Source organism: Stenotrophomonas maltophilia group sp. Smal17 (genome assembly GCF_030237045.1).
GTDB lineage: Bacteria > Pseudomonadota > Gammaproteobacteria > Xanthomonadales > Xanthomonadaceae > Stenotrophomonas > Stenotrophomonas forensis.
In genome coordinates, this window is sequence record NZ_JASJSU010000001.1 from 164674 (window position 1) to 187659 (window position 22986).

The window sequence follows — 22986 nt, forward strand, 5'->3', positions numbered from 1 at the left end:
CCTCAAGCCACACGCAGCCCGATGCCGCGACGCGAGATCCGGTGTGTGGCATGGCGGTCACGGCGGCGTCGGAGCACCGTTCCACGCACTTGGGGAACACGTACTTGTTTTGCAGCACCGGATGCAAGGCCAAATTCGACGCCGATCCGGCGCGATATGCCAGCGGTGACGCGGGCATAGGCACAGGCAGCGGCCATGCACCGCATCACCATGCCAGCACCGCAGTTTCACCGGCCCCGGCGGCATCGCCAACCGCGCCCGGAACCATCTACACCTGCCCGATGCACCCGGAGATCCGCCAGGATCATCCGGGAACCTGCCCCAAGTGCGGGATGACGCTGGAGCCTCTGCTGCCCGACCTCGATGACGACAACCCGGAGTTGCGTGACTTCTCGCGTCGCTTCTGGTGGACCTTGCCGCTGACGCTCGTGGTCTTGGCGCTGGCGATGCTGGGCGAGCGGCTGCACCTGATGGACATGGCTACACAGAGCTGGGTCGAGTTGGTGCTGTCGTTGCCGATCGTGCTGTGGGCCGGCTGGCCCTTCTTCTCCCGCGGCTGGCTGTCCGTGGTCAACCGCAGCCCGAACATGTGGACACTGATCGGCCTGGGAACGGGTGCGGCATTCATCTACAGCGTTGTGGCAACCGTTGCGCCGGAAGTGTTTCCAGCTTCCTTCATGTCCATGGGACGGGTCGGCGTGTATTTCGAGGCCGCCGCCGTCATCATCTCGCTGACACTGCTCGGCCAGGTGCTGGAACTCAAGGCCCGCTCCCAGACTTCGGCAGCCATCAAGTCGCTGCTGGGGCTGGCACCCAAGACGGCGCGGCGCATCAATGCGGACGGCAGCGAGGAAGACGTGCCACTCAGCCATGTGCACGTCGGCGACCTGCTGCGCATCCGACCCGGCGAGAAGGTGCCGGTGGATGGCATCGTGCACGAGGGCAGCAGCTCGATTGACGAATCCATGCTGACCGGCGAACCGCTGCCCGTCAGCAAGCGCGTGGGCGACAAGGTCATCGGGGCCACACTCAACACCAGCGGCGCGCTGGTCATGCGTTCGGAGCGGATCGGCTCGGACACCGTTCTATCGCAGATCGTCCAGATGGTCGCCCAGGCGCAGCGTTCCAAGGCACCGATGCAACGCATGGCCGATGTCGTTGCCGGCTACTTCGTGATGGCCGTCGTCGCCATTGCGGTAACGACGCTCCTTGTATGGGGATTCTTCGGGCCACAGCCCACCTGGGTCTATGGACTGATCAATGCGGTGGCCGTCCTGATCATCGCCTGCCCGTGCGCGCTGGGTCTGGCCACGCCGATGTCGATCATGGTCGCAACGGGCCGTGGCGCCACGCAGGGCGTGCTGTTCCGCGATGCCGCGGCGATCGAGAATCTTCGCAAGGTCGATACCCTCGTCATCGACAAGACAGGAACCCTGACCGAAGGCCGACCTGCTTTCGATCAGGTCGTCGCAGCCCCCGGCTTTACGAACGATGAGGTGCTGCGTCTTGCGGCCAGCCTGGACCAGGGCAGTGAACACCCCCTGGCCGACGCCATCGTGCAGGCCGCGCGTGCCCAGGGCCTCCAACTCGTGAAGCCTCAGAGCTTTGAATCGGGAACCGGCATCGGCGTGCGCGGAAAGGTTGAGCACCGGCAACTGGCGTTGGGCAACACAGTGCTGATGGAACAGTCTGGCGTATCGGTGGAACCGCTCGTACCCCAGGCCGAAGCTCTGCGCGGCGAAGGGGCCAGCGTCATGTACCTGGCGGTGGACGGGCAGCTCGCGGGCTTGCTCGCCGTGTCCGATCCGGTCAAGGGCAGCACCCCCGAGGCCCTGGCCGCGTTGAAGGCTGCGGGCCTGCGGGTCATCATGGCCACCGGGGACGGGCAGACCACCGCCAAAGCCGTCGGTGCACGCCTAGGCATCGACGAGGTGCATGGTGAGGTCAAGCCGGCGGACAAGCTCATGTTGATCGAGCGACTGCAGAAAGAAGGACGCATCGTCGCCATGGCCGGAGACGGCATCAACGACGCGCCGGCCTTGGCGAAGGCAGACGTGGGCATCGCCATGGGAACGGGAACCGACGTGGCGATGAACAGCGCCCAGGTCACGCTGGTCAAGGGTGACCTGCGTGGCATCGCTGTCGCTCGCACGCTCTCGGTGAGTACCGTGCGCAACATGAAGCAGAACCTCATGTTCGCCTTCCTCTACAACGCGCTGGGCATCCCCATCGCCGCCGGGGTTCTCTATCCCCTCACGGGCTGGCTGCTGTCGCCGCTGATCGCAGCATTGGCGATGAGCCTGAGTTCGGCGTCGGTCGTTGGCAACGCCTTGCGCCTGAGAGCGAGCCGACTGTGACCGGATTTTCTTTCTGAAACTACAGGAGCCTGCTATCGCCCAGCAAACCGTTTCTTTCGTTCCACGCCGTTGCAAAGGTGCAAGCCTTATCTCGGCATTTCGTTCTTAAACCACACCTCACACATCCAGGTAGAAACTTCTATGACCCGTTCACATTTCATCGCCAAGCTCGTCGCGCCGATCGCTGCTGGTCTGTTCGCCACCGCCGCATTCGCGCATCCTTCGCTGGTGTCTTCAACGCCGGCCGACAAGTCGCAGGTTTCTGCGCCAGCCACCATCGAACTGAAGTTCTCCGAGACGCTGGTGCCGCAGTTCTCCGCCGCGAGCCTTGTCATGACTGGCATGCCGGGAATGGCGAGCCATGGCCCGATGAAGATCAACGCCAGCGTCGCGGCTGCCGGCGACGGCAAGACCATGGTCATCACGCCGGCACAGGCGCTCCAGCCCGGTGACTATCGCGTCGAATGGCGTGCCGTCTCCTCGGACACGCATCCGATCACGGGTAACGTCACCTTCAAGGTGAAGTAAGCCCATGGCCGGGGATTGGTTGACCATCGTCCTGCGCCTGGCGCTGTATCTGGACCTGGCGGCGGCGTTTGGCGTCGCCATGTTCGGTCTCTATGCTTTGGGCAACGACGAGCGATCCTCGACGATCTCGCGCCGCTATCGCGTCCTCATTGGCGCATCCGCTGCCATCGGCATTGCCCTGTCGATGTGGGGCATGACGGTCATGGCCAAGGCCATGTCCGGTGCCCAGAGCTACGCGGAGCTGTCAACGCACGTCTTCGACATGCTCATTACGGGCACGCACATGGGCATCGCCTGGTGCATTCGCATCCTCGCGCTGTTGGTGTGTGTGCTCGTCGCAATGTTGAAATTGAACGCTACCTTGCGATTTGCAGTGATGGCGCTCTCCACCGGCGTGGCGCTGGCGACCCTTGCGTGGGCAGGCCACGGCGCGATGGACGACGGCGTTCGCGGCTACATCCATCTTGCGTCGGATATCACGCACCTCTGGGCAGCGGGCGCTTGGGTGGGCGCATTGGTGGCGTTCTTGATGCTGGCATCCCACAAGCAGGATGTCGCGCAAGACCCGGTAGCGGTCCTCAGTCGGACGTCGAATGGCTTTGCTCGCATAGGTACAGCGATCGTGGCTGCACTCGTCGTGAGTGGAATTCTCAATTACCTGTTGATCGCCGGACCATCGTTTGATCCGCTCATCTCGACGCTGTATGGCCGGCTGCTGATGGTAAAGCTCTTGCTTTTCGCAGGCATGCTGGCGTTGGCTGCTGCCAATCGGTATCGGTTGAGCCCGAGCCTGGAGGCTGCTTTGAAGGCAGGCAATCGCGCACAGGCAGTCATCAAGCTTAGACAGAGTCTGTTCACGGAGGCGACCTTGGCCGTTTTGGTTCTGGCGAGCGTTGCATGGCTTGGCATCTTGTCTCCCACTGGAACCTAGTCCTTCATGGGCGGCAGATGACAGCACATGAATTGAATGTAATGCACGGGTAAGCGCTCTGTAGACCGCCTGCTTCTACATTTAACGACGCGGCGCAAGTTGTCGTCGTTTTTACAAAGGAGTCGATCATGAAATCGCAAATTGTCATTGCCGCCCTGTTGAGCGCTCTCTCCGTGCCAGCCTTCGCCGGTCATGCAGCAGCCCAAGCAGCCAAGGAAATGGTTCCCTTGGCTGACGGGGGAACGCTGTACATCTTCAAGGACGGAAAGATGGCACAGGAAAGCCGCTTCGGGCGCGCCGTCTATCTCAATGTCGGAGCTTCGGTGTCGACGAAGGATGGGCGCAACATCGCGATCACCAGCAATGAAGTCGCTCGCCTCGGGTCGCTGCTACAAAAAGAGCACGGCGGATGACGCCGCGGGTGTGCGGTGCTTTTCAAAGCTTCTGCACAGTGTGACAGAGACGCGCGCCCCGATTGGGCGCGCGCGCTTGGGACGCGTCACGAGCAACCACGAGCGCTCAAGGTGCCAGTTTTTGCGATGTCAAGCGCATCAACTTCCCTGAAATGGATCCAGCCTCCCCGTCCACCGTGATTCGTCCACGGGACATCTGGCGCGAATGAGAACTTGCGAGGAGCCCGATTTATGGAGTTGCGTCATCTACGATGCTTTGTCGTCTTGGCAGAGGAGTTGCATTTCACGCGGGCGGCCGAGAGGCTGCATATAGAGCAACCCCCCTTGTCTCGCGCGATCAAGGAATTGGAAGATGAGCTTGGGGTCACGCTGTTTGACCGCGACCGCAGGGGCACACGGCTGACCGTGGCGGGGGCGGCATTCTTGCAGGACACCCGCCGACTCTTCACTGTCCTGGAGCAAGCGCGTGAAAATGCCAGAGCCATTGCCGCGGGCCTGAGGGGCAGCCTGCGCATTGCAATTTCCGATGGTGCGATGGACCCACGACTATCGGCGTTCCTAGCTCGTTGCCGCGCGGAAGAGCCCGAGGTCGAGATACGTCTCTCCGAGGTACCGCTGACCGAGCAGATACGGGGCCTACGGTCTGGCGACTTCACGATCGGATTTGCACACGCGGCGGATGTTGGCGAAGGCATCGTGGCTGAACCGATCTGGCGAGACCCGATTGTGATCGCCGTGCCAGCGCGGCACTCGCTTCTTGCGCACAAGCAAGTTCCGCTGAACGAACTTCAGGGTCACCCACTGGTTCTGTGCGACAAACTGGCCTGCGAAGGCTACTGCCGAGAACTAAATCGGCTGCTACAGGTTCTGGAACACAGACTCAACGTTGTCGAAGAAGTGTCGTCGCTGGACATGATGCTAACGCTCGTCGGCGCAGGCTATGGGATTGGTTTCATGACGGCGACCAAGATTCCCATCAGCCAGAGGCCGGACGTGGTGATTCGCCCTCTGGCGCAGGACACGGCGGTAATCACAACCTATCTGCTTCGGCCAGAAAGCAGCAACTCATCGGTTTCGCTGGATCGCTTCATCGAACGTCTGCGAGGACCTCCGGATGACTAAAGCGTCAATGCCTATCTGAATCGTGCGCCGCGGCACGAAGATTGCGTTCGGCTGCGCTGACGAGTTCCGCAGCACTGAGCTTGAGTCCGGCGGCGATTCTTAAGATCAGAGCGAGAGTGGGCATGTGCTCCCCACGCTCTATTTTGCCCATGTGCGATCGCTCGATCCCTGCTTTCGCAGCCAGTTCTTCCTGAGCAACACCTTGCGTCAGGCGGGCGACACGAACGGCCGCTCCGAATGCCAACGCTGGCTCGGCGTCGAAAGTGGTAGTTCCTGGGGGACGGCCTCGTCGGACAGTTCGCTTCTCCATCCTTGGAAGCGTCGAACAGTCCAAACAATTTAACCACGTTAAGTTTAACTCAAACTAGCTATCATGAAGACTTTCCATCCTTGTCTTATCGCTTCTTGGGGCCTCTCATGCACGACGCCACCAGCCCACGCCCACAGCTCAGGCTCGCCATAGCGCCTGGTGTGGCCTCTTCGTACCTAGCTGCATTGCTTGCCCTGCAGCGCGCGGAGGAGCCCGAAGTTTCTATGGAATTTAATGAGGTTACGGCGAGCGATCTCATTACGGGCCTCTACAAACGGCGCTTCGACGTCGGCCTTTCTCTGAAGCAGGTGAGCGATTCTTCGCTGAAGAGTCTTTCTATTTGGTTCGAGGCGACAGCTCTTGCCACGCCGCTGCGATACCCACTGCTCCGGCAGCAGTCAATCAGAATAGACGAACTTAAGGAGCACTCCGTGTTTCGATGGAAGGCCGAATATTCTCCTTCGCTGGACCAGTACCTGTCCTCCATGTCATCAACGGAAAGGCCGAATGTCCAGCATGTCAGTTCTTTTGAGATGTTATTGCTCTGGGTCGCAGCTGGATATGGCGTAGGGATTTCCTCGCGATCACGCATCGAAACCGCTAGCCAGTGCGGAATCTGCACGCGCCCAATAGCCGATGGCCCCTACGAGGTCATTACGCACCTGCAGCGACTCTCGGGACAGACGAATCTTGTAGCTGATCGATTTGAGCTTAGAGCCTTGCGAGTTGCCGAGGCGCGTAAAGCATGACAACCACGTGCGGTGCCCGCCCTTGCCGGTGGATTTGCAGCGGGTGCCGGTTCGGGCCAAGGCGCCGTCCAGACGCATCAATTCATCCTGGAAACTGACCTTGATCAATTCAACTCCCTACAACTTCCAATAGTATGTCCGCATGATCGGCTTAAGGCGCCTTCTCGCAAGATGGAGCCGCTGGATTACCAGCGGCCTAGTCGTAACCTTGCTTTTCTCGCAGGTTGCGATGGCGATGTACGTCTGTCCCAAGCCAGACCCGAGGGCATCTGTGGAAACCACGCAAATGCGTGCCACGATCTCGATGCAGCAGGCTGACAAGTTGCCAATGTCGGATTGCACCGGCATGCCTGATTCCATGGACAGCGAAGCGCCACAGTTGTGCCACGCTCATTGCAGTGGCGATCGGGAGTCGGCGCTTTCATGGCAGGGGCTGGACATTCAGTTTCTCGCGGCGCACGTGATGTGGCTCGCCAACTCGCTGCCCGGGTTGGTTCTCGACCGGGTAGCCCTCAGAGCGTGTTCAAAGTCTTTTGAGCAAGAGCACCAAGAATGCCAAGTGGACGAACTGCAGGCTGGTGTTGAGCCATCGCTCGCAGTTCTTCCACAGCCTCCTGTTCTTGTCCAGCCAGGCAAAGCTGCGTTCCACGACCCAGCGCTTGGGCATCACTTTGAAAGTGTGAAGCTCGCTTCTCTTGGCGATCTGCACCGTCACATGCCCTCCCAGAATCTGCTGCACGCCTTGCGCGAACGGCCGACCGATGTAGCCTGCATCGCACAGCAGGCTTTGTAGCCGGCTCAACCGGGGCTTGCAGCGCTGTAGCGCCTGCAGTGCGCCTTTGCGGTCCGTCACCTCGGCCGTGGTCACCGCTATCGCATGCGGCAATCCCTGGGTGTCCACCGCGATGTGGCGCTTGATGCCCGAGACCTTCTTGCCTGCGTCATAGCCCTTCAAGCCCGCCGTGTCCGTGTTCTTCACGCTCTGCGCGTCCACGATCAAGAGCGTGCTGCAGGCGTTGCGCCCCAGTTTCTCGCGGGCCGCGCCAACCTGATTTTTTTAATGCCTGCTCCAGCAGGCTGCCACCCTCGCGTGGCTCGCTCCAGATGGCAAAGTACGAGTGCACGGTGCGCCATTTGGGAAAGTCGCTGGGCAGTGCCCGCCACTGACAGCCCGTGCGCAGCAGGTACAGCACGGCGCAGAACACCTCGTACAGCTCCACTTTGCGTGGGGCAGTCTTTCTGCGCGCACTCTCCAGCAATGGCCGGATCACCTCGAACTGCTCGCGCTTGATGTCGCTGGGGTAGCCTTTTCTCACCCAGCGAGCTTCTCACATCAAGAGGGCGAGACTTTGAACACGTTCTCAGGCGGCACGTTACCTACATTCCTCCCAATCCCCGCGCGGGCTTTCCGCCGATCTACCTCACGTTCCAAGTCCTGCGGAATTGATTTATGTGTCCGTGCTCGCCGCGCACCGATGCGGCAGACCACGTGATTTCGTGAATACCAATTCCGAGGACAACCATGTTTACTCCCTTTTTTGGCGCCCCCGAGGGGCGCCCGTCGGCGTACGGCCGAGGCACAACGCCGGCCTCGATGCGAGTGCATCGTCTGAAAGCTATCAGCATCGCGTTGGCGGGCAGTGCGCTTGTCTCGCCTGTAGCCTACGCCCTCGATTTTGCTGAGGCACGCCTTATCGCGGAGCAGCAGAGCCCACGCATAAGCGCGCAGCAGTTGCAGGTTAACGTCGCCGAATCCGTGCAGAAGGCAGCAGGCTCGCTGCCCGACCCCAAGCTCTCGCTCGGCATCGAAAACTACCCCATCAGCGGCATGGATCGCTGGAGCATGACGCGCGAATCCATGACGATGCAGCGCTTGGCGCTCATGCAGGAAGTGCCCAACAGGGCCAAGCGCGACGCCCAGGTCGCCAGCGCGCAGGCGCGTGTGGATCGAGAACGCGCGGCGCTGGTTTTGCAGCGATTGCAGATCCGCCAGGAACTCAGCCTGGCGTGGATCGCCGCGCAGGCGGTGGAGCAACGGGAGATACTGCTGACGGAACTGCTCGCGGAGAACCAGCGCCTGCAAGACAGTCTCCCCGCTCGCGTCGCCGGCGGCACCGCCCAGGCTGGCGATCTGTTGGTCGCGGAACAGGAGGCGCTGACACTCACGGACCGCCGTGACGATCTACAGCGGGACCGGGCCAAGGCCAGGGCCGCGTTGCGGCGCTGGGTGGGCTCCAGGGCCGACGAAGCACTGCAAGGCGATCCAGGCCCGCTCACTCGCCCCGTCGCGCAACTGCGCACAGAACTGGCGAATCACGCGGAGCTTGAACTCTATCCGGCGATGCAAAGCATGGCCCGGGCCGAGTCCCGCGAAGCCCAATCAGAGACCCGCGGCGATTGGGCCTGGGAGATAGCCTATAGCCGGCGTGATCGCCGATGGGGCGACATGGTGTCATTTCAGGTGACATTCGATCTGCCTTGGCAGAAGGATCGACGCCAAGTGCCCATGATCGAGGCAAAACGGCACGAGTTGGAACGTCTGGACGCCGAACGCGAAGACGTGGCGCGGCGGCATTTGCAGGAGCTGGACGACAGCGCCGCCGAACTCCAAGCGTTGAACAGCCAGATCGACCGCCTGCAGACCGCCGGCTTGCAACTGGTACGGAACCGAGCGGCGCTTGCATTGAGCAACTACCGATCCGCCAAGGGGGACCTGAGCGCTGTGCTCAGTGCACGCGCCCAGGTGCTGGAGACGCGCATGCGTCTGATCGACCTTGGAGCGCAGCGCGACAGCCTCGTCGCCCGACTGAACAGCCTGATCGCGGACTGAGTGGAGACCCTCGCCATGAATACCTCTTCGAGAAACATCCTTGCCGGCTTGACGCTGGTTGCTGCCGGTATTGCCGTTGGATGGGGCGTCGCCCAATGGCGCGCCGGCCACCTCAGCGGCTCCCCCGCTGCCAACGTCTGTTGGCGCGCACTTAAAACTGACCCAGGCTGCGCGTTGAACTTTGACCCACCCGGTGTACGGGGCTGAGGGTATCAGTTGGTGGTCTGGGTGGTGGCCTCCTTTGCCCTGATTCTGGCTTTGGTCTTGTTGGCGGCGGTGCTGTTGCGCAGCCGCCAGGAGTCGTTGCCGGTCTCCAGGATGTGGCAGTGGTGGGTGATGCGATCCAGCAGCGCGGTGGTCATCTTGGCGTCGCCGAACACCTGACCCCATTCGGAGAAGGCCAAGTTGGTGGTGATGGCGAGGCTGGTGCGCTCGTAGAGCTTGCTGATCAGGTGGAACAGCAGCGCGCCGCCTGAGGGGGTGAACGGCAGGTAGCCCAGTTCATCGAGGATGACCAGGTCGGCATAGGTCAGGCGCAGGGCGATCTGCCCGGCCTTGCCCTGGGCCTGTTCCTTCTCCAGCGCATTGACCAGTTCGATGGTGGAGAAGAAGCGCACGCGCAGGCGATGCTGGCGCACGGCCTGGATGCCGATGGCGGTGGCCAGGTGGGTCTTGCCGGTGCCCGGTCCACCGACAAGGACGACGTTCTCGGGGGTGTGGATGAAGTCACCCTGGTGGAGTCGTTCGACCAGTGCGCGATCAACGGGACTGGCCGCGAAGTCGAACCCGAGCAGGTCACGATGGACGGGGAAACGTGCGGCCTTCATCTGGTTGGCCTGGGCACGAACCTGCCGTTCGGCGGACTCGGCCTGCAGCAGTTCGGCCATCCAGTGTTCGGGCTCCATGGTGTGCAGGCGCATCTTGGCCAGCAGTTCGGGCCACTGGCTGGCCATGCCGTGCAGCTTGAGCTGCTGCATGCGCAGCGGCAGCTCAGGCGTCGACATGATCTGCCTCCCGCAGGGCGTCGTAGCGGGCCGGATCGGACACCGGCGGATGACGCAGCGTCACTCGCGAGGCGACCGTCTCGATCGTGCGGTCCGGATGCTGCAATCGCCCCAGCACGTTGAGCACGTGGTCGGCGCGCACCAGGCCGGACTCGAGTGCCAGTTCCACCGCCACCAGTACCGCTTCGAGCCCGTGCACGGGTACGGCGGCCAGCACCTGGGCCATGGCGCGGTCGCCGTGAGGCTGGCGCAGCAACACCTGCTGCAGCTTGCGCAGCGGATCGGGCATGGACAGGAACGGCGCGCCGTCACGCAGTGCCCCCGGCTTGCGCTGGACCAGGGCGATGTAGTGCTGCCAGTCGTAGTGGACCCGATCACGCTCGAAGCTGCGCCGGTGGCGGGCGACCTCGGCCTCGCCGACCACCACGGCCAGTTCGAAGGGATACACGCGCAGGCTGGCGACGGCGTGGGCGTGTTCGCACGGCACGCTGTAGCGGTTGCGCTGGAAGCTGACCAGCGCGGTCGAACTGACCCGCACCGGCCGCTCGATGTAGCCGTCGAAGGGCGCGGGCATCGGCATCAGGTGGGGCTGTTCGTCCTCCAGAGCTTCGGCCACGGTGATGTCGGAGGCATCCGGATGCGCCTGCATCGGCCAAGCGGCGCGGCACTCGCTGGCGAGCCAGGCGTTGAGGGTGTCCAGATCTGGCCAGTGGCGGGCCCCGGCCTCGATCCAGATCTGTCGGCGCCGGTCCTGCACGTTCTTCTCGACCCGCCCCTTCTCCCAACCCGCGGCGCGGTTGCAGAACTCCGCGGCGAACAGGTAGTGGCTGGTCATGGCGTGGAAGCGGGCGTTGACCCGCCGTTCCCGGTGCTGGCCGATCCCGTCCACCGCCGTCTTCATGTTGTCGTAGATGCCGCGGCGCGGCACGCCACCGAAGGCGGTAAACGCCTGGGTATGAGCATCGAACAGCATCTCGTGGCTCTGGGTGGGATAGGCCACCAACCAGAAGGCGCGGCTGCAGGCCAGCTTCACGTGGGCGAGATCCAGCGGCATCTTGGCGTGGCTGCCGACGAAGGCGTACTCGCGGCTCCAGTCGAACTGGAAGGCTTCACCCGGAGGAAAGTGCAACGGCACGAAGGCCGGGCGGCGGCTGGCGCCGCCGGCCGCCTTCCACTGGCGGATGAAGGCCGTCACCCGGGTGTAGGTGCCCGGATAGCCGATCGCCTGCAACTGCGAGAACAGCACCTTGGCGGTGCGTTGTTCCCGCCGGGGACGATGGCTGTCGGCACGCAGCCACGTCTCCAACTGGGACCGGTAGGGATCGAGCCGGGAGGGCGAGGCTCGCCTGGGATAGACCGGCTCGGACTGGCCGCTGCGCAGCCATCGCCGGATGGTATTGCGGGATAGGCCCGTGCGCTTGGCGATCTCGCGCAGCGGCAGGCCATCGCGGAAATGCATCCGCCGGATCTTGGCCAACATGACCATGGTGATCACTCCTGAAATCCCCCGAGCAAAAGATGCTCAGGATGTGGGCTTCAGGTGGGTCAGTTTTACCCGCGCATCACCGCCGAAAGTGGGTCAGTTCTGGATGCGCGCCAACAGCGTCAGGCACTTTCGAGCATTGCCGCATCATTTAGCAACCGTTGAATGCGCTGGCGAGTCTCCTCTGGAATACCTTGCACAGACGAGTCAGGTCCGGGCCTGTTTGGCTGCTGCTGGGTGCCCGCGATGACCCGCACGACCATGCCCAAATTTCCTGGTGTCACGATGTCGATGGCTGCGCGATCACCCAGGTCCGGATGTGGGCGGGTCAGCATCCGGTACAGGTCCCACGGATCCGCATGCGGGCACTGGTTCATGAGCACCTGTGCCAGCTTGTGCTTGAGGGGTACCAGCTGCCAGTCGGGCACGCGTTGCCCGCGGTTGCCCAAGCTGATGGACAGCAGCTTGCCCGCCTTCAGCTCGCGGTTGATCTGGTCCTTGGACTTCCCGGCCAACTTGCCGAACAGCGGGACCGGCAGACTGCTCGGCGATTCGTAGATGACCAGCATTTCCTCGCGCTCGCGCTGGATGACAGACACCTCCGGCTCTGGCGCATGCGTCGGGGGCGGTGGTACCTGCGACAGTCGCTGGAATGTGATTCCCCCGTCGTTTGGCGTCACGACGATGGGTTCGGCCACCACAGGCGGAACGGATGCCGCAGAAGCAGCAGCGACGATGGTGTTGGGCTTGTCCTCCTCTGCCATGGCCGGCACGCCCTCGATATGGATCGTGAGGTGCGCGCTGGCCGCTTCCACTTGGCCCTGTTCGAGCAGATCGAGACGATCCGCCCAGTCCTGCATCATCCGGCGGCGCGGCTCAACATACTTGGCGTGGTTGTAGGCCGAACTCACCTTGTTCGGGTCCGAGTGCGAAAGCTGCGCGTCCACCCAAATCTTGGGATAGCCGATCTCGTTGAGCGCCGTCGAGATGGTTCCGCGGATGCCGTGACCGGTCAGTTGATCCTCGTAGCCCATTCGTTTCAAGGCCGCGTTGAGGGTGTTCTCGCTGATGCGCTTCTTGAGTTCGCTGCGGTGCGTGAGCAGATGGACCTGGGCCGGCCTCATCACACCCAACAGGTAGCGCACGATCTCGATGGCCTGCACGGACAACGGCACGATGTAGGGCGGAACGTCCTGCGGGCGCTTGCCGGCCTTGCGCATCTCGTCTTGGAGTTGCTTGACGATCTGCGGCGGGATGATCCACAGGCCACGGTCGAGATCGAACTGGTCCGGGGTCGCCAGCCGCAGCTCGCCGGTACGCACGCCGGTCAGGAACAGCAGCCGGATGCCGAGTTGGGTCTGCCAACCACGAGGGTTGTAGAGCCTGAGCTTGTGCAGGAACTCGGGAAGCTCCGGAAGATGCAGGTAGGGGTTGTGGTTCACCGGGGGCTTGGGCTCGGCCACCACGTCCAGGTCGGAGGCCGGATTGGCTTCCAGCCCCTCCACGATGACGAGGGCATAGCGGAACAACTGCCCCAGCCAGGTGCGGACCTTCTCGGCAGTGGTGAACGCCTTGCGCTCCTCGATCCTCGCCAGGACGCCCAGGAGTTGGGGCCGGCGAATGTCGTAGATCGACATCTGCTTGAGGCTAGGCAGCACGTCCTTGTTGAAGATCCGCAGGATTTGCGACAGCGTGCTGTTCCTGCCCTCCTTGATTTCCTTGCGGCGATGCTCGACCCACGCATCGAAGACGGCCTTGAAGGTGTAGTCGGCCGCAAGCTTGACCGCGTGTCGCTTCTGTTTCCGATCGGTATGGGGGTTGACGCCCTTTGCCAGAAGCGCCCGGGCTTCGTCGCGCAAGGTGCGCGCTTCGCGCAAACCGATCTCGGGGTAGTTCCCCAGGGAGATGCGCTTTTGCTTGCCGAGCCAGTAATAGCGCAAATGCCACGACTTGCCGCCGGTGCGGGCGACCACCAGGCCGAGGCCATCGGTGTCGGGGATGCTGTAGGTTTTCTCGGCGGCCTTGGCTTGCCGCACGGTCAGATCAGAGAGTGTCATCATCAAGCTCCTAAGTCTTGGACTTAGGCCCGATGCTGCTTGTCATCCCGATCCAACCCCAGCAACAACCCGGAACCGGCACGACCCGCATTCTTTGGCCTTGTTTTTGGCCTCAAAAATGGTGGCTGTCAGTGGACTTCCGTGGCTTTCGCTGGAATGAAAAAAGGAGCCGAAGCTCCTCTTTTCAATGACTTACAGACGTCAGTGGAAGTCTGTAGATCATAAATTGGAGCGGGAAACGAGACTCGAACTCGCGACCTCAACCTTGGCAAGGTTGCGCTCTACCAACTGAGCTATTCCCGCAGATTTCGTTCGACCTGCGTCGAAGGAGCGCTATTGTGTCGATATTGCTGCACGGCGTCAACAGGAATTTTCACCTGGCGTAAGCGGCCTGGCTTGGGCGCCCCGGCCTGCTCCCTTCACGTGCGAAGACCGCGACGGTGGAAGTAGATCTGCTCGGCGACGCGCCGCGTGGCTGCCGTATGCAGCAGTACGTTGAGGGGCCAATCGGCCTGCAGATGATCCATCGCCCAGCGCAGCAGGCGCTTGCCATGGAACGCCGGCGCCACCTGCCGCGCCACATGCTCCGGCTGTGGGCCGGTGCCGCGCAGATGCCGGCCTATGGCATCGCCCACGGCCCAGCCATGCCGCCACGAGGAGTGGATACCGCCGGCCGAGAGCGGCGAGACGATGCCCGCGGCGTCGCCGGTCAGGATCACGCCAGGGCCGGTGATCGGGCCGTCCGGCCGGCCGCACGGCACCAACCCGGCGCGGGTGGCCGAAGGCCGCGCGGCGGGCGGAATGCCGACCACATCGCGCACGTGCTCAAGGAAGCCATCGATATCCGGCGGCCGCACCTGTGCCGGGTCATGGCGCAGTGCCAGGCCCACCTGCAGGCCCGTCGGATTCTGTGCGACCCAGCCGATATAGCCCGGTGCGAAGCGCTTGCTGACGAAGCAATGCAATGCATCGCCCTGCGGCAATTGCAGGCCAGCGAACTCGCGTTCGACGCCGTAAAGGTTGTCACGCACCCGACCGAGGCCGGTGCGCTGGGCCACGCGCGAACGCGCGCCATCGGCACCGACCAGATAGACGCAGCGCCCCACTCCTTCCACATCCCAACCTTCGCCACTGCGGCGGGCACCGGTGAAGGACTGTTGCAGGTGCAGGTCCACGCCGTTCGCACGCAGTTCGCTGGCCAGCCAGCGCATCAGGTTCGGCGTATCGGTGGTGAGGAAGTAGTAGCCGGGTGCAGTCAGCAGCACGTTGCGCAGGTTGGGCGCGTACAGGCGCACATCCGCGACGCGTTGCAGCAGGTGCTCCGGCATACGCCCCAGCCACGTCTGTTCCATCGCTTCCTTCACCACGATGCCGGTGGTGTGCAGGCGCTCGCCGGGATCGGCCTTGCGTTCCAGCACGCACACGCGCAGGCCGTACTGGGCAGCAGCCAGCGCACAGGCGGCACCGGCAAAACTGGCGCCGACGATGACCACGTCCTGGTCGTAAGCGGAGGGAATGTGGGGCATTGCTGCAAGGCCTGCTGGAAATCAGGGATGCAGCTTCAAGCCAGAGCATGGCGGGGCGATGGGGTGACGGTGAAGTGGGGATGAAGCGGTGCTTTGCACGTGCTGCGCCATGAGGAGCACCACTCCCTTCAGGGAGCGGTGCTTGCTGAACGTCCTGGCGCTGTCAGGCAACCACGATGCGAAGCGGGTCGGCCAACGCCAGGATCTCCGCACGCTCACCACTGGGCGGATAGATCCATTCGGTGTTGATGCGGGTCTTCAGCGCCTTGGCCTCCGCACCGAAAAGCACCACCTGGCGGTCCCAGCCCTCGGTGTAGACGGCGCCCCACGGCCCCAGGTCCAGGCAGGTCACGTACTTGGGCTGCGCGTAGGGAATCATCGCCTCCCCGATCAGGTCGGCGGCCGCATTGTGGCCGGCCGAGCGCCCCAGGTTCATCGCGTGCTGGCAGGACATCATCGCTACGTTGCCATCGTCGTCCGTGGCGGCGTGCGCGCAGTCGCCAGTGGCGAATACCGCGTCGACACCCGTCGCCTTGAGGGTGCGATCGACGTGCAGGCGACCCACGGCGTCGTGCTGGCCGGGGATCTGTGCGGCCAAGGTGCTGGCACGTGCACCGGCCGTCCAGATGACGGTCGCGGCGTCGATGCGTTCACCGTTCTCGAGGGTCACGCCTTCGGCATCCACGTGGGCCACGCCCGAACCCAGCCGCCACGACACGCCCAGCTCGGTCAGGGCCTGGGTGATGACCGGCCGTGGGCCTTCGCCGAGGTCCGGACCCAAGGCCTCGGCACGCTCGACCATGATGACGTTCACTGCGGCATCGGCACCGAGCACGTCGCGCAGGCGGTCCGGCATTTCGGCTGCGGTTTCGATACCGGTGAAGCCGGCACCCGCGATCACCACCGTGTTGCGTCCTGCGTTTTCGGGGCGATCGGCAAGATGCTCCAGGTGCACCTGCAATCGCGCCGCGTCGGCGATCTGATCGACATTGAAGGCGTGCTGCTGCAGGCCCGGAATCGGCGGGCAGTTCAGGCGGCTGCCGGCGGCCAGCACCAGGCGATCGTAGTGCAGCGTCTGCGATGCGGCATCCGCACCATGGCCCACCACCTGCACCTGCTGGTTGGCAACATCGATGTGCTCGACGCGGCCGGCAAGGTAGTGCACGCCGACGGCATCGAAGATGGGCTGCAGCGGGGCCTTCATGCGCTCCGGCCCCTTTTCGTACAGGCGTGGGCGCACATGCAGCTCAGGGGACGGCGCTACCAGCACGATCTGCACATCATGGCGCGCGGCCTGATCGAGAAGACGGGCGGCGGCCAGCGCGCTCCACATGCCGGCAAAGCCGGCGCCGATGACAACAATGCGTTTGGACACGGAGGTAAGTCCTTCTGGGAAATGAGATTCAGGCACCCATGCGCGTGGATGGCAGGGGCGTGAGTGATGTGGTGCGCCGGCACGCCACATAACGCGGATCATATGAGTCCGCGTTATGTGGCGCAAGCAGTCGATGGCGGACCGTTCAGGCCAGCACGCCCCTGCCGTGCGCGTTCCCCCAGCCACAACGCCAATGAAATCAATGCCCTGCATGGGGCACCACTCGCTTGCGGCCAGTAACTCAGGCCCCTATAGTCCGCGTTACATTTTTCTGGACCGGTCCCATGGCCCACATTGGAACGGGCGTCGAGTACGCCCTGCACTGCCTGCTCTGGCTGGTCCCGCCGCTGGAACAGCGGCCCAGCAGCCGCGACCTGGCCGAACTGCAGGGCGTGCCGGCAGCCTTCATGGCGAAGATCTTTCCGAAGCTGGAGAAAGCCGGCATCGTCGAGTCCACCGGCGGCATCCGCGGCGGCTACCAGTTGGCGCGTGCGCCCGAGGACATCAGCGTGCTGGATGTGGTCGACGCCGTTGAGGGACAGAAGGCGCTGTTCGACTGCCAGGAGATCCGCGGGCGCTGCGCGCTGTTCGATGGCAACCCACCGCGCTGGGCCAACCGCGGCGTGTGCGGCATCCACGCGGTGATGATCAATGCGCAGAAGGCCATGCGCGAAGAACTGGCGCGTTCCAGCCTGGCGTCGATTGCCGAGGGCGTGCAGAGCAAGGGACGCCCGGCGAGCTTTGCAGGCGATGTGCAGGACTGGTTTGCCGACCGCCAGATTGCACGCGAAGAAGCGCGCATCACCGGCATGCGCGCACGCACGTCGGCACAGGACGATGATTGATCGCAGTGGCGCGCACGCAAACGAAAAACGCCCCCTTGCGGGAGCGTTTTTCTTGAATCTGGAGCGGGAAACGAGACTCGAACTCGCGACCTCAACCTTGGCAAGGTTGCGCTCTACCAACTGAGCTATTCCCGCTTGGGAGGCGAAATTCTACCTGTTCCAGGAATGGCGTCAAGCGGTTTTTTTGGCGTATGCGAGGCACGTGGCAGTGCGTATCCACGCCTGGCGTGGATGCAGCATTTCCAGTAGATCCACGCCATGCGTGGATGTCGCGCCCGATCAACCGTTGCCCAGCTTCTTCTGGCGCGAACGTTCGCGTGCGGCGCGTTCGTCTTCGCGCAGGCTTGGCCAGGCGGCGTGCAGGTACTGCAGGCCCGACCACAGCGTCAGCACCGCCGCAATCGCCAGGGTCCAGTCGCCGATGTGGAACACCGGCCAGCCCATCCAGATGTCTTCCACTGGCACGTTCGGTGCCACCGAATAGAGCAGGCACAGCAGCGCGACCATCTGCGCGGTGGTCTTGACCTTGCCGATCATCGCCACGCGCACCTTGGCACGCTGGCCCAGCTCCGCCATCCACTCGCGCAGCGCCGACACCGCGATCTCACGGCCGACGATCACCGCCGCCCAGAACGCCATCCACGGCGTCGGGTGGCCCTGCACGATCAGGAACAGCGCCACCGCCACCATCAGCTTGTCCGCGACCGGGTCGAGGAACGCGCCGAACGCCGATTCCAGCTGGTAGCGGCGGGCAATCCAGCCATCGAGCCAGTCGGTGATCGCGGCCAGGCCGAAGATCGCCGCCGAAGCGAAGTTGGTCCAGGTGTAGGGCAGGTAGAACACCAGCACCAGCACCGGGATCATCACGATCCGCAACAACGTCAGCCAGGTGGGGAGGGTCAACTTCATGGCGTGCGTGCTTCTCTCTCTACTCGGCCGCATCAGGCGTGGCCAACCCGTGCAGGTTAGCGTAGATACGCGCCGCGAGGGCGTCATTGATGCCTTCCACCTTGGCGATTTCCGCTTCGCCGGCGGCTTTCAGGCCGACAAGGCCACCGAAATGCTTGAGCAGGCTGGCACGGCGGCGCGGCCCGATGCCGGGGATGTCCTCCAGCTTGCTGGTCATCCGCGCCTTCTGCCGGCGGCCGCGGTGGCCGGTGATGGCGAAGCGGTGCGCCTCGTCGCGCACCTGCTGGATGAACTGCAGCGCCGGATTGGCCGCACCCGGCCGCAGTTCGCGCCCATCTGGCATCACCAGCGCTTCGTGGCCGGCGCGGCGTTCCACGCCCTTGGCCACGCCTACCAGCAGCACCCCTTCCACGCCGAGGTCGGCCAGCGCGGCCTGGGCCTGAGCCAACTGGCCGGCGCCACCGTCGATCAGCAGTACGTCCGGCAGCACGCCCTGCTCTTCCACGGCACGGCGGAAGCGGCGGTCGATGGCCTGGCGCATGGCGGCGTAGTCATCGCCCGGCTCGATACCGCTGATGTTGAAGCGGCGGTACTGCGCGCGCACCGGGCCAGCAGCATCGAACACCACGCAGGAGGCCACGGTGGCTTCGCCGAGGGTATGACTGATGTCGAAGCACTCGACCCGCTTGACCGGCTCGGCCAGGCCCAGCATGTCGCGCAGCGCGTCGCTGCGCGCGTGCTGCGCGTTGCGGCTGTTGAGTTCGGTGGCCAGGGTCAGCTGCGCGTTGCGGCTGGCAAGTTCGACGTAGCCGGCACGCTCGCCACGCACGTTCCACTTCAGCTGCACCTTGCGTTCGGCCGAGGCCGACAGCGCGGCGACCAGCAGGTCGGCATCGGGAATCTCGCGATCCAGCAGGATCTCGCGCGGCGGCTCGAATTCGATGTAGTACTGCGAGACGAACGCGGCCAGCACTTCCTCGGGGCTTTCCTCGCCATTGGTGCGCGGGAAGAACGGACGGGTGCCCAGGTTGCGCCCATCACGGAACGCCAGCAGCAGCACACAGGCCTGCGAGCCCTGCATGGCCACCGCCAGCACGTCCAGGTCGGCGGCGCGGCCATCCACGTACTGACGGGTCTGCATGCTGCGCAGTGAGGAAATCAGGTCGCGCAGGCGTGCGGCCTGTTCGAATTCCAACGCCTCGCTGGCCACCTGCATCTGCTCGCCCAGCTCGCGGGTCAACTCATCGCTCTTGCCTTCCAGGAACAGCGCGGCACGACGCACCGACTCGGCATATTCGCTGGGCGCCACCAACTCCACGCAGGGTGCGCTGCAGCGACCGATCTGGTACTGCAGGCACGGTCGCGAACGATTGCGGAACACGCTGTCTTCGCAGCTGCGCAGCTTGAACAGCTTGTGCATCAGGTTGAGCGTCTCGCGTACCGCAGTGACACCCGGGTACGGCCCGAAATAGCGGCCGGGAATGGCACGCGGGCCGCGATGCAGCGCGATGCGCGGCCAGTCCTCGCGGGTCAGCAGCACATGCGGGTAGGTCTTGTCGTCGCGCAAGGAAACGTTGTAGCGCGGCGACAACGACTTGATCAGCTGGTTTTCCAGCAGGAGCGCCTCGGCTTCCGAGCGCGTGACAGTGACGTCCATGCGCGCGATCTGCGAGATCATCGACATGATCCGCGCGTTCTTCGGGCTGCCATTGAAATAGCTGCCGACGCGGTTGCGCAGTGCACGCGCCTTGCCCACGTACAGCAAGGTGTCGTCGGCCGCGTACATGCGGTACACGCCGGGTGCGGTGCTGAGATGGGCCGCGAAGGCCTTGCCATCAAAGGCCGGGGCGGGAACGTCGGTCATTCGCTGATCGGTACTTCGCTGAGCACGCCACTTTCAGGGTCCAGGCGCAGCACGGCGTGGGCATCGGTCTCGGCGATCCACACCGCGCCGGCGCCCACCGCCAGCCCGGCCGGGCCCTGCAGGCGACGCGGCAGCGGCTGGGCGGTGAGTTCGCCGCCGCCCAGGCGAAGCGTGCGCAGACGGCCATTGCCGGAGTCGGCGATCCACAGCAGCGGAGCGTCCGGACTCAAGGCAATCGCCTGCGGGAACTGCAGGCGGGCCTGCGCGCGCGGGCCATCCTCATTGCCGAAGCGCCAGGGCCCCTGCCCGACCAGCGTCTGCACCAGGTCGCCGCGCAACTGCAGCGCACGGATCGAGGACCCCAGCGCGTCGGCCACGTACAGCACCTGCTGCACCACCGCCAGCGCGCTGGGCTGGGCGAAGGCGGCCAGGTGGCCACTGCCGTCGCGCTCGTCGATGGCACCACTGCCGGCGCGCCACTGCAGGCTGCGCTGGCCCAGGTGATAGCTCCAGATGCGGTTGTCGCCGGCCATGGCGATATGCAGCTGGTTGTCGGCGATGGCCAGGCCGACCGGATGGTCCAGCGATACCTGCCGCGCCTGCGCAACCGGGCCCTCCACCGGCGCGCCGGGGCGGCCGTTGCCGCACAGCGTGTCGACGATGCCGGTGAGCAGGTTGATGCGTCGCACCGCATGGTTGCCGGTATCAGCCACGTACAGCGCGTCGCGTTCCAGGACCAGCGCCTGCGGTCGATGGAACGCCGCCTCGGCAAGGTTGCCATCCATGAAATCGGCGGTACCCAGCCCGAACTGGCGCAGGATGCGGCCACCATGGCTGCATTCGAGGATGCGGTGATGGCCGCTGTCGGCGATGTACAGGCGCTCGGTGCTGACGGCCAGCCCCAACGGAAAACGCAAGGCCTGGCGCGGCTCCGGATGCAGTTCGCTGCCTCCCCGCGGCGGCGCCGAAGGGGCGCCCTGGCACAGCGCGTTCAAGGCACGCTCAAGCTCACCGGGCGCGCCCTGCCCGACCAGCCGTTGCTGCTCGCGGCCCTGCGCGTCCAGCAGCACCATCGTTGGCCAGGCGTTGATGCCAAAGCGACGCCAGCCATCCCAGTCGGCATCCAGCAGCACCGGCATCGTCAGGCCCTGCCGGCGCAGCAGCTTCAATGCAGCCCCCGGGTCGCGCTCGAAATCAAAGCGCGGCACCTGCAGCACCAGCGGCTGCAGCTTGCCCGGGTGGCGTGACAGCCACTGGCCGAACTCGGCCAGCCGCTGCGCGCTCCAGGCGGAGGCGGCGTTGACGAACAACAGCGCCACCGGCCGACCGCGCAGCTCGGTCAGGGTGCAGGGGGTGGCATTGAGCCAGGTGGCGAACTCGGGCAGGTCCGGGACGGGCTGGACGTTCATGGCCCGATTATGCCGGAGTCGGCGTCATGCAACAGTCGTGCCACGACACGTTCCGCAGCAGTGTCGACCAGCGTCCAGACCTGCTCGAAGTGATCGTTGCCACCGGTGTAGGGATCCGGGATCGCCACCCGCCCTTCTCCGCCCGACCACGGCAGGTACAACGCCAGCTGCTCGCGCTGGGCGGGTGCAGCCAGGCGACCGGCATCGCGCAGATTGGCTTCGTCAGCGCACAGGATCCAGTCGAAGCGGTCGAAATCCACGGCCCGCAGCTGGCGTGCACGCAGGCCACCAATGTCCACGCCGTGCCCGGCCGCGCAGGCGATCGCGCGCCGGTCCGGTGGCTCACCGACGTGCCAGTCACCGGTACCCGCCGAATCGACCTGCACCCGCCCGGCCAGCGGCGAGGCCTCCAGGCGTGCGCGCAGCGCACCTTCGGCCATCGGCGAACGGCAGATGTTGCCGAGGCAGACGACCAGCAGTTTCATCGCGCGCCCATCGCCTGCAGCAGCGCTTCGGCGCGCTCGAGGTCCTCGGGAGTATCGATGCCCGGCGGGAACGGTTCCGGCGAGATCGCCACGCTGATCGCATAGCCGGCCTCCAGCACCCGCAGCTGTTCCAGCGATTCGACCTGCTCCAGCTGGCCCGGCGGCATCGCCGCGAACTGCTGCAGGAAGCCGGCGCGATAGCCATAGATGCCGATATGGCGCAGCCAGGCATGGCCGTCCGGCAGCGTGTTGCGACTGCGCGCGAAGCCATCACGGTGCCAGGCGATCGGCGCACGGCTGAAGTACATCGCCTCGTTGCGCACGTTGCGCACCAGCTTGACCACGTTCGGGTCGAACAGGGTGTGCGCGTCCTCGACGGTGGTGGCCAGGGTCGACATCGGCGCATTGCCGCCGACCAGCGCGTCGGCCACTGCGCGGATACCAGCCGCAGGCGCGAAGGGTTCATCGCCCTGCAGGTTCACCACCACGGTGTCATCGGCCCAGCCGGCAATGCGCGCGCACTCGGCCAGACGGTCGGTGCCGGACGCGTGCGATGTTGCGGTCATCGCCACCTTCACTTCGGCCAGCCCGGACAGCGTGTCGGCGATGCGCTGGTCGTCGGTGGCGACCCAGACCTCGCCAGCACCCGCCTGCAGCGCGCGGCGCGCCACGTGCAGGACCAGCGGCTCACCGCCCAGCAGGCGCAGCGGCTTGCCCGGCAGCCTCGATGCGGCATAGCGGGCCGGGATGGCGACGACGAATTCGGTCATGCGGGCGGTACTCGGCAGG

Annotated in this window: 20 protein-coding genes and 2 tRNA genes; 8 read left to right on the top strand and 14 right to left on the bottom strand. The window is 64.5% G+C overall.

Annotated features, from left to right (window positions below; genetic code table 11):
• Positions 1 to 50: 50 nt before the first annotated feature.
• From QRO93_RS00910 to QRO93_RS00930, 5 genes are all read left to right on the top strand, one after another.
• Complete coding sequence (locus tag QRO93_RS00910) at positions 51 to 2357, top strand: heavy metal translocating P-type ATPase (protein ID WP_228777907.1); 2307 nt, start codon at positions 51 to 53, stop codon at positions 2355 to 2357.
• A gap of 141 nt (positions 2358 to 2498) precedes the next feature.
• Complete coding sequence (gene copC, locus QRO93_RS00915; protein ID WP_003090319.1) at positions 2499 to 2885, top strand: copper homeostasis periplasmic binding protein CopC; 387 nt, start codon at positions 2499 to 2501, stop codon at positions 2883 to 2885.
• Between the two features lie 4 nt (positions 2886 to 2889).
• On the top strand, positions 2890 to 3816 hold the full coding sequence (gene copD, locus QRO93_RS00920) for a copper homeostasis membrane protein CopD (RefSeq protein WP_003097522.1): 927 nt from the start codon (positions 2890 to 2892) through the stop codon (positions 3814 to 3816).
• 128 nt (positions 3817 to 3944) lie between these two features.
• Positions 3945 to 4229, top strand: coding sequence for a CopK family periplasmic copper-binding protein (locus tag QRO93_RS00925; protein WP_003090336.1), 285 nt, complete (start codon positions 3945 to 3947; stop codon positions 4227 to 4229).
• A gap of 231 nt (positions 4230 to 4460) precedes the next feature.
• Positions 4461 to 5351 carry a LysR family transcriptional regulator gene (locus tag QRO93_RS00930; RefSeq protein ID WP_003097524.1) on the top strand — a complete coding sequence of 297 codons (891 nt, stop codon included), beginning with the start codon at positions 4461 to 4463 and terminating at the stop codon, positions 5349 to 5351.
• A gap of 4 nt (positions 5352 to 5355) precedes the next feature.
• Here the strand turns inward: QRO93_RS00930 and QRO93_RS00935 are convergent, their stop codons facing one another.
• Positions 5356 to 5661 carry a helix-turn-helix domain-containing protein gene (locus QRO93_RS00935; protein ID WP_003097526.1) on the bottom strand — a complete coding sequence of 102 codons (306 nt, stop codon included), beginning with the start codon at positions 5659 to 5661 and terminating at the stop codon, positions 5356 to 5358.
• Positions 5662 to 5768: 107 nt separating this feature from the next.
• Here QRO93_RS00935 and QRO93_RS00940 point away from each other — a divergent pair, with 107 nt between their 5' ends.
• The gene (locus QRO93_RS00940; protein WP_023657317.1) at positions 5769 to 6410 is read left to right on the top strand and encodes a LysR substrate-binding domain-containing protein; all 642 of its coding nucleotides are present in this window, start codon (positions 5769 to 5771) and stop codon (positions 6408 to 6410) included.
• A gap of 523 nt (positions 6411 to 6933) precedes the next feature.
• Here the strand turns inward: QRO93_RS00940 and QRO93_RS00945 are convergent.
• A protein-coding gene (locus QRO93_RS00945) for an IS5-like element ISStma16 family transposase (RefSeq protein ID WP_086009121.1) occupies positions 6934 to 7726 on the bottom strand; the annotation gives its coding sequence in 2 pieces (ribosomal slippage) (positions 6934 to 7468 and positions 7467 to 7726; 795 coding nt in all).
• A gap of 206 nt (positions 7727 to 7932) precedes the next feature.
• Between QRO93_RS00945 and QRO93_RS00950 the strand changes: the two genes are divergently transcribed.
• Positions 7933 to 9240, top strand: a complete 1308-nt coding sequence (locus tag QRO93_RS00950) for a TolC family protein (protein ID WP_003097539.1) — start codon at positions 7933 to 7935, stop codon at positions 9238 to 9240.
• A 212-nt stretch (positions 9241 to 9452) separates the two neighbouring features.
• On the opposite strand, the gene istB is transcribed toward QRO93_RS00950, so the two are convergent.
• From istB to QRO93_RS00980, 6 genes are all read right to left on the bottom strand, one after another.
• Positions 9453 to 10244: an IS21-like element ISPa36 family helper ATPase IstB gene (istB, locus tag QRO93_RS00955; RefSeq protein ID WP_180881086.1), complete on the bottom strand. Its 792-nt coding sequence runs from the start codon at positions 10242 to 10244 to the stop codon at positions 9453 to 9455.
• Entirely contained in the window at positions 10231 to 11730 is a 1500-nt protein-coding gene (gene istA, locus QRO93_RS00960) for an IS21-like element ISPa36 family transposase (protein ID WP_003097546.1), read from the bottom strand. Before istA ends, istB begins: the two co-directional genes overlap by 14 nt.
• 119 nt (positions 11731 to 11849) lie before the next feature.
• Positions 11850 to 13784 carry an integrase arm-type DNA-binding domain-containing protein gene (locus tag QRO93_RS00965; protein ID WP_003097548.1) on the bottom strand — a complete coding sequence of 645 codons (1935 nt, stop codon included), beginning with the start codon at positions 13782 to 13784 and terminating at the stop codon, positions 11850 to 11852.
• A 227-nt stretch (positions 13785 to 14011) separates the two neighbouring features.
• Positions 14012 to 14087, bottom strand: a tRNA-Gly gene (locus QRO93_RS00970).
• A gap of 116 nt (positions 14088 to 14203) precedes the next feature.
• Positions 14204 to 15310: an NAD(P)/FAD-dependent oxidoreductase gene (locus tag QRO93_RS00975; RefSeq protein WP_180879835.1), complete on the bottom strand. Its 1107-nt coding sequence runs from the start codon at positions 15308 to 15310 to the stop codon at positions 14204 to 14206.
• 163 nt (positions 15311 to 15473) lie between these two features.
• Positions 15474 to 16685 (bottom strand): NAD(P)/FAD-dependent oxidoreductase, encoded by a 1212-nt coding sequence (locus QRO93_RS00980; RefSeq protein WP_053512157.1) that lies wholly within the window; start codon positions 16683 to 16685, stop codon positions 15474 to 15476.
• A 284-nt stretch (positions 16686 to 16969) separates the two neighbouring features.
• Between QRO93_RS00980 and QRO93_RS00985 the strand changes: the two genes are divergently transcribed.
• The gene (locus tag QRO93_RS00985; RefSeq protein ID WP_180879831.1) at positions 16970 to 17530 is read left to right on the top strand and encodes an Rrf2 family transcriptional regulator; all 561 of its coding nucleotides are present in this window, start codon (positions 16970 to 16972) and stop codon (positions 17528 to 17530) included.
• Between the two features lie 59 nt (positions 17531 to 17589).
• Here the strand turns inward: QRO93_RS00985 and QRO93_RS00990 are convergent.
• The 6 genes from QRO93_RS00990 to kdsB form a co-directional block, all read right to left on the bottom strand.
• Positions 17590 to 17665, bottom strand: a tRNA-Gly gene (locus tag QRO93_RS00990).
• 144 nt (positions 17666 to 17809) lie between these two features.
• A complete protein-coding gene (gene pgsA, locus QRO93_RS00995; RefSeq protein WP_053449308.1) occupies positions 17810 to 18439 on the bottom strand; it encodes a CDP-diacylglycerol--glycerol-3-phosphate 3-phosphatidyltransferase in 630 nt (209 codons plus the stop codon).
• A gap of 19 nt (positions 18440 to 18458) precedes the next feature.
• A complete protein-coding gene (gene uvrC / locus QRO93_RS01000) occupies positions 18459 to 20303 on the bottom strand; it encodes an excinuclease ABC subunit UvrC (protein WP_053449307.1) in 1845 nt (614 codons plus the stop codon).
• Positions 20300 to 21712 (bottom strand): hypothetical protein, encoded by a 1413-nt coding sequence (locus tag QRO93_RS01005; RefSeq protein WP_180879830.1) that lies wholly within the window; start codon positions 21710 to 21712, stop codon positions 20300 to 20302. Before QRO93_RS01005 ends, uvrC begins: the two co-directional genes overlap by 4 nt.
• On the bottom strand, positions 21709 to 22197 hold the full coding sequence (locus QRO93_RS01010; protein ID WP_180879828.1) for a low molecular weight protein-tyrosine-phosphatase: 489 nt from the start codon (positions 22195 to 22197) through the stop codon (positions 21709 to 21711). Before QRO93_RS01010 ends, QRO93_RS01005 begins: the two co-directional genes overlap by 4 nt.
• On the bottom strand, positions 22194 to 22967 hold the full coding sequence (gene kdsB / locus QRO93_RS01015; protein ID WP_180879826.1) for a 3-deoxy-manno-octulosonate cytidylyltransferase: 774 nt from the start codon (positions 22965 to 22967) through the stop codon (positions 22194 to 22196). The genes QRO93_RS01010 and kdsB overlap by 4 nt, the downstream gene beginning before the upstream one ends.
• Positions 22968 to 22986 lie beyond the last annotated feature (19 nt).

Excerpts from the sequence above, each read along its gene's own strand:
- QRO93_RS00910 (WP_228777907.1), top strand. The coding sequence starts at position 51 with ATGGCGGTCACGGCGGCGTCGGAGCACCGTTCCACGCACTTGGGGAAC.
- copC (WP_003090319.1), top strand. The coding sequence starts at position 2,499 with ATGACCCGTTCACATTTCATCGCCAAGCTCGTCGCGCCGATCGCTGCT.
- copD (WP_003097522.1), top strand. The coding sequence starts at position 2,890 with ATGGCCGGGGATTGGTTGACCATCGTCCTGCGCCTGGCGCTGTATCTG.
- QRO93_RS00925 (WP_003090336.1), top strand. The coding sequence starts at position 3,945 with ATGAAATCGCAAATTGTCATTGCCGCCCTGTTGAGCGCTCTCTCCGTG.
- QRO93_RS00930 (WP_003097524.1), top strand. The coding sequence starts at position 4,461 with ATGGAGTTGCGTCATCTACGATGCTTTGTCGTCTTGGCAGAGGAGTTG.
- QRO93_RS00935 (WP_003097526.1), bottom strand. The coding sequence starts at position 5,661 with ATGGAGAAGCGAACTGTCCGACGAGGCCGTCCCCCAGGAACTACCACT.
- QRO93_RS00940 (WP_023657317.1), top strand. The coding sequence starts at position 5,769 with ATGCACGACGCCACCAGCCCACGCCCACAGCTCAGGCTCGCCATAGCG.
- QRO93_RS00950 (WP_003097539.1), top strand. The coding sequence starts at position 7,933 with ATGTTTACTCCCTTTTTTGGCGCCCCCGAGGGGCGCCCGTCGGCGTAC.
- istB (WP_180881086.1), bottom strand. The coding sequence starts at position 10,244 with ATGTCGACGCCTGAGCTGCCGCTGCGCATGCAGCAGCTCAAGCTGCAC.
- istA (WP_003097546.1), bottom strand. The coding sequence starts at position 11,730 with ATGGTCATGTTGGCCAAGATCCGGCGGATGCATTTCCGCGATGGCCTG.
- QRO93_RS00965 (WP_003097548.1), bottom strand. The coding sequence starts at position 13,784 with ATGACACTCTCTGATCTGACCGTGCGGCAAGCCAAGGCCGCCGAGAAA.
- QRO93_RS00975 (WP_180879835.1), bottom strand. The coding sequence starts at position 15,310 with ATGCCCCACATTCCCTCCGCTTACGACCAGGACGTGGTCATCGTCGGC.
- QRO93_RS00985 (WP_180879831.1), top strand. The coding sequence starts at position 16,970 with ATGGCCCACATTGGAACGGGCGTCGAGTACGCCCTGCACTGCCTGCTC.
- pgsA (WP_053449308.1), bottom strand. The coding sequence starts at position 18,439 with ATGAAGTTGACCCTCCCCACCTGGCTGACGTTGTTGCGGATCGTGATG.
- uvrC (WP_053449307.1), bottom strand. The coding sequence starts at position 20,303 with ATGACCGACGTTCCCGCCCCGGCCTTTGATGGCAAGGCCTTCGCGGCC.
- QRO93_RS01005 (WP_180879830.1), bottom strand. The coding sequence starts at position 21,712 with ATGAACGTCCAGCCCGTCCCGGACCTGCCCGAGTTCGCCACCTGGCTC.
- QRO93_RS01010 (WP_180879828.1), bottom strand. The coding sequence starts at position 22,197 with ATGAAACTGCTGGTCGTCTGCCTCGGCAACATCTGCCGTTCGCCGATG.
- kdsB (WP_180879826.1), bottom strand. The coding sequence starts at position 22,967 with ATGACCGAATTCGTCGTCGCCATCCCGGCCCGCTATGCCGCATCGAGG.